5 protein-coding genes and 1 pseudogene are annotated in these 5,096 nt (G+C 70.2%); 5 read left to right on the forward strand and 1 reads right to left on the reverse strand.

Annotated elements, in window-relative coordinates; all coding sequences use genetic code 11:
• Window positions 1-629 (reverse strand): annotated as a pseudogene (locus ACWF94_RS33065) (phosphodiester glycosidase family protein); the annotation flags it as partial.
• Window positions 630-870: 241 nt separating this feature from the next.
• On the opposite strand from ACWF94_RS33065, the gene ACWF94_RS33070 reads away from it, so the two are divergent.
• The 5 genes from ACWF94_RS33070 (at window position 871) to ACWF94_RS33090 (ending at window position 5,047) form a co-directional block, all read left to right on the forward strand.
• A complete protein-coding gene (locus tag ACWF94_RS33070; protein WP_453497043.1) occupies window positions 871-1,014 on the forward strand; it encodes a putative leader peptide in 144 nt (47 codons plus the stop codon).
• Window positions 1,015-1,271: 257 nt separating this feature from the next.
• Window positions 1,272-2,330 (forward strand): ABC transporter substrate-binding protein, encoded by a 1,059-nt coding sequence (locus ACWF94_RS33075; protein ID WP_453497046.1) that lies wholly within the window; start codon window positions 1,272-1,274, stop codon window positions 2,328-2,330.
• 4 nt (window positions 2,331-2,334) lie between these two features.
• The gene (locus ACWF94_RS33080) at window positions 2,335-3,144 is read left to right on the forward strand and encodes an ABC transporter ATP-binding protein (RefSeq protein ID WP_453497049.1); all 810 of its coding nucleotides are present in this window, start codon (window positions 2,335-2,337) and stop codon (window positions 3,142-3,144) included.
• Window positions 3,141-4,016, forward strand: a complete 876-nt coding sequence (locus tag ACWF94_RS33085) for an ABC transporter permease (RefSeq protein WP_453497052.1) — start codon at window positions 3,141-3,143, stop codon at window positions 4,014-4,016. Before ACWF94_RS33080 ends, ACWF94_RS33085 begins: the two co-directional genes overlap by 4 nt.
• A gap of 134 nt (window positions 4,017-4,150) precedes the next feature.
• The gene (locus ACWF94_RS33090) at window positions 4,151-5,047 is read left to right on the forward strand and encodes a TauD/TfdA dioxygenase family protein (RefSeq protein ID WP_453497055.1); all 897 of its coding nucleotides are present in this window, start codon (window positions 4,151-4,153) and stop codon (window positions 5,045-5,047) included.
• The last annotated feature ends 49 nt before the right edge of the window (window positions 5,048-5,096 follow it).

The following is a 5,096-nucleotide window of genomic DNA, read 5'->3' on the forward strand; positions in this document are numbered from 1 at the left end:
GCGTTGTACGCGCCGAGGGGGCCCGGCCCTGCGGGCAGGGTCAGCGTTCCCTCGAAGTACAGCTCAAGGACGCGTCCCGCGCCGCCGGGTCCGATACCGATGGCGCGGTGGGCGCCGGGGGCCGGTGAGTGGGTGATCTCGCCGTCCCTGATGCCGGGGCCCTGGGGGGCGCCGGTCTGGTTGATGTCGAAGAAGTCGGCGTTGACGGCTGCGACGGTACGGCGGCCGGGTCCGGGGTCGTGGCGCGCGGCGAGCCGGGAGAGGGTGTCGCGGTCGGTGACCTTCTCCGCCGACAGATACCCGGCCCGGACACCGCCCTTGGCGAGGTCGACGGAGAGTGCGTCGACGCGCAGCCATTTGTCGGACGCCAGCCGGTCGTACGAGGTGAGACGGACGCCCGGGGCGATGGGCCGCGAGGTGCGCGCGGTCTCGATGCCGTCGGCGACGGTGCGTGCGCTGCCGGGCGGTCCGCTCGCGGGCGGCGGCGCGACAGGGCGCAGGATCTCGGCGGCGTCGCGCGGGCGGGGGTCGGGGGTGGAGTCGGCGGCGGCCGGGGAGATGGCACCGGCCGTCAGCGCGGACACGGTCGCGATCAGCACGGCGGTACGCCGGGTTCTGCCTGGGCCCACAACTACTCCTGGATTACGGCGGGTTGGGCACGCGGTAAGCGCTGTCCGCGACAGCATCCCGGTGCGTGCGCGCACGCACCAGGGGGCACGGGCGAACACCGGGGCGACAGCGGGGCGAACGGGTCGTCTTCACGGCCGTGTCCCGTGAGGGCGGGAGCGGGTCCCGGGTCGGGCCCGGGGCCCGGGGCCACCTGCATGCAACACGGGCCATATTCACGAAAGAAATCCGTAACAATTCACCATGCGAGACGATGCAGTTGGCACATTGACGCGACCGGAAATCGCTGACATTCTCACGGATGTGAGTCGAGCCGATATTCTTGTATCGCGTCTGCACGTCGATCTTCGACGGCACGCCAGCGCACTCTGTGCCGCCGGCCGCTGAGCCGCGCCCAGCCGACCCGCCCTTCCCGTACACGGCTCCACAGCTCCGCCGTCCCGCATTTCTGTACTCCCGCATTTCTGCATTTCTGCACTCCCGCGTTCCCCCATTCGCGATACGGCGTATTCGGCAGTTCCCTGGGCGAACCGAATTCCCGGCACTCCCTCCGCGCACCCCCGGGCACTTCGTACGCCCGCAGGTGCGATCAGCCCGCACCATCCGAACGTGTAGTGACAACGTGTAGTGAAACGGAATGACTGATGACGTACTCCAGGCGCACTGGGCGCTCAAGACGCTCCTTTCTCGCGCTGTCCGGCGTATCCGCCCTGTCCGGCGTGTCGGCCCTGTCCGGGCTCGCGGTCACCGGCTGCGGCACGGCGGCCGGCGGCGGCACACGCAACACAACGACACTCCGCTACCAGGGTTCGGCCGGGGCGGTCACACCACCCGAACTCGCGGCCTCACTCGGCCATCTGGGCGAGCTGCGGCTCGACTGGGTGGGCAACACCATCAGCGGTCCGCAGGACATCCAGTCCGCCGCCGCCGGACAGACCGACTTCGGCGGCGCGTTCAACGGCGCCGTGGTCAAACTGGCGTCCCGCAGGGCCCGGGTGAAGTCCGTCATCAGCTACTACGGCTCCGACCGGCACGCGTACAGCGGTTTCTACGTCCTCACGGACAGTGCCGTCCGCACCCCCAGGGACCTGATCGGCAAGAAGGTCGGGATGAACACGCTCGGGGCGCACCACGAGGCGATGCTCGACATCTTCCTCGAACGCGGCGGGCTGAGCCGGGACGAGGCCGCGCGGGTCGAGCGGATCGTCGTCCCGCCCGTCAACACCGAACAGACCCTGCGCCGGGGCCGGGTCGACGTGGCCGTCCTCGGCGGCATCCTGCGGGACAAGGCACTGGCGAGCGGAGGCATACGGAAGCTCTTCAGCGACTTCAGCCTCCGGGGCGCCTTCAGCGCGGGCACCTATGTGTTCACCGAGCGCTTCATCGAGCGCAATCCCCGGACCGTGCGCACCTTCGTCACCGGCGTCGGCAGGGCGCTCGACTGGTCGCGCACCGCACCGCGCGAGGAGGTGGTCGAGCGGATGACCAGAATCGTCAGGGACCGGAAGCGGAACGAGAGCACCGATGCGATCGCCTACTGGCGCTCCTACGGTGTGCCGGCTCCCGGCGGCCGTATCGCGGGCGACGAACTGGCGTACTGGGCCGACTGGCTGACCGACCGCGGTGAGCTGAAATCCGGTCAGGTGGACATCACCGACCTCTATACCAATGAATTCAACACCCGGAAAAAGGCGGTGAGCTGACCCGATGACCGCCCATATCAGTTTCGAAGGCGTGGGAAAGACATTTCCCGTACGCGGTGGACGGCGGGCGGTGACCGCGCTCGACGGTATCGACCTCGATATCGCGGCCGGTGAGTTCCTGGTCGTCGTGGGGCCGAGCGGCTGCGGCAAGTCCACCCTGCTCGATCTGCTCGGCGGTCTGGCGAAGCCGACCTCCGGCCGGATACTGCTGGACGGTGAACCGGTCACCGGTCCGGGGCTCGACCGGGGCATCGTCTTCCAGCAGTACGCCCTGCTCCCCTGGCGCACCGCCCAGGGCAATGTGGAGTTCGGACTTGAGGCGACCGGAGTGCCCCGCCGCAGCCGCGCCGCGCTGGCCGGGGAGTATCTGGCGCTCGTCGGCCTCACCGGCTTCGAGGACCGGCATCCGCATGAGCTGTCCGGCGGAATGCGGCAGCGGGTCGCCATCGCCCGCAGTCTCGCGTACGACCCCGGGGTGCTGCTGATGGACGAACCGTTCGCCGCGCTCGACGCGCAGACCCGGGAGTCGCTCCAGGACGAACTGCTGCGGATCTGGCGGCGGACGGGCAAGACGGTCGTGTTCATCACCCATGGCATCGACGAGGCCGTCCGCCTCGGACAGCGGGTCGCGGTGCTGACCGCCCGGCCCGGACGGATCAAGGAGGTCGTGCCGATCGGACGGGACGAGCCGGAGTCCGGCGCCGATCCACGGTCCAGCCCCGCCTTCGCCCGTCACCGCCGGCAGCTCTGGACCCTGCTGCGCGACGAGGCCGGCCGGGCCCAGCGCGAGGAGAGGGAGGCCGTCGCACGATGAGCGTCACCACCGAGAAGTCCACCGCGGCGGAGCGCACCGGACCGGTGCGCGCGTCCCCCGGAGGAGCACGGGCAGAGCCGCGCGGGCCGTCCGTGCCGCGCCGGGCCGGCCGTGCCCTGCTCGCCGTGTTCACCCGGACGGTCGCCGTCGGCGCCCTGCTGGCGGTCTGGGAGATCTCACCCCGGCTCGGACTGGTCGACGGAACGTTCCTGCCGCCGTTCTCCGAGGTCGCCGTCGCCTGGTGGGACCTGCTGCGCGACGGACAGCTCGCCGAGCACACGCGGGCCAGCCTCGGCCGCTCGCTCACCGGGTTCGGGCTCGCGGTCGCGATCGCCGTCCCGCTGGGGCTGCTGATCGGCTGGTACCGGCCGCTGGCGGACCTCCTCGGCCCAGTGCTGGAGGTCTTCCGCAACACCGCCGCGCTCGCGCTGCTGCCGGTGTTCGTGCTGCTGCTCGGCATCGGGGAGACATCCAAGGTGTCGATCGTGCTGTACGCGTGCACCTGGCCGATCCTGCTGAACACCATCAGCGCCGTACGCGGTGTCGATCCCACCCTGCTCAGACTCGCCAGGTCCATGGACCTGCCCGCGCCGCGGATCTTCCAGAAGGTGATCCTGCCCGCGTCCGTGCCGACCGTCTTCACCGGTATCCGCCTCGCGGGGGCGGTCGCGATCCTCGTCCTGGTCGCCGCGGAGATGGTGGGTGCCAAGGCCGGGCTGGGCTATCTCGTCAACGCCTCCCAGTTCAACTTCGCGATCCCCGAGATGTACGCCGGGATCATCACGATCTCCGCGATCGGGGTCGCCTTCAATCAGCTCCTCGTGGCCCTTGAGCGCCGTTTCACCTCCTGGCGCGTCCCGGCCGGCGGCTGACGTCCCGGCAGACGGCCGATGACGTCCCGGCCGGGGGGCTGAGACACCGCGGCCGGGGGCTGAGCACCGTACGACCCCTGTGACCACTGCGACCCCTGTCTTCCGCACCATCTCCCAACAGAAGGGCACCATCCATGTCCAGTACCGGTTTTGACATCCGCCGTGTCGGAGGGCGCATCGGGGCCCAGGTCCTCGGCGTCGACATCGGCTCAGAACTCGATCCCGCCGTCGTCGCCGAGATCAACGCGGCTCTGCTGGAGCACAAGGCGCTCTTCTTCCGTGACCAGCGGTTCGACGACGCGGCGCAGATCCGGTTCGCCTCCCTCTTCGGCGAACTGACCACCGCACACCCCACCGTGCCGTCGGCCGAGGGCAAGCCGCACATCCTGCCGGTCGACGGCGACGAGGGCATCCGGGCCAACCGCTGGCACACCGATGTCACCTTCCTGCGCAACCCGCCCAAGGTGTCGACGCTCAGGTCCCTGGTGGTCCCGCCCTACGGCGGCAACACCCTGATCGCCAACTCCGCCGCCGCGTACCGGGATCTGCCGGGACCGCTGCGGCAACTGGCCGACGGGCTGCGGGCCGTGCACACCAACGCGTACGACTACGCCGAGCCGAAGTCGCGGAAGGCCGCCGACCACCGACGGCAGTTCGTGTCCACCAAGTACCGCACGGAGCACCCGGTGGTACGGGTCCATCCCGAGTCGGGTGAGCGGGGGCTGTTCATCGGCGGGTTCGCACAGAGCCTGGTCGGTCTTTCCCCGTCCGAGTCCCGCGATCTGCTGCGCATCCTCCAGGCGTATGTGACCCGCCCGGAGAACGTCGTCCGGTGGGCCTGGGCCCCGGGGGATCTGGTGCTCTTCGACAACCGGATCACTCAGCACTACGCCCCCGACGACTACGGCGATCTGCCGCGCCTGCTGCACCGGGTGACGGTCGCCGGGGATGTCCCGGTCGGCATCGACGGTACGTCCAGCCGGGTCCTGGAGGGGGACGAGGCGGCGCACTACACACCGGCCGGGGTCTAGGACGTTTCCGGTGGAACCGGCCCGGGGGCAGGCCCCGGCCAGGGCCCGC

Source organism: Streptomyces sp. NPDC055078 (assembly GCF_053607985.1).

Excerpts from the sequence above, each read along its gene's own strand:
- ACWF94_RS33070 (WP_453497043.1), top strand. The coding sequence starts at position 871 with ATGCGAGACGATGCAGTTGGCACATTGACGCGACCGGAAATCGCTGAC.
- ACWF94_RS33085 (WP_453497052.1), top strand. The coding sequence starts at position 3,141 with ATGAGCGTCACCACCGAGAAGTCCACCGCGGCGGAGCGCACCGGACCG.
- ACWF94_RS33090 (WP_453497055.1), top strand. The coding sequence starts at position 4,151 with ATGTCCAGTACCGGTTTTGACATCCGCCGTGTCGGAGGGCGCATCGGG.
- ACWF94_RS33075 (WP_453497046.1), top strand. The coding sequence starts at position 1,272 with ATGACGTACTCCAGGCGCACTGGGCGCTCAAGACGCTCCTTTCTCGCG.
- ACWF94_RS33080 (WP_453497049.1), top strand. The coding sequence starts at position 2,335 with ATGACCGCCCATATCAGTTTCGAAGGCGTGGGAAAGACATTTCCCGTA.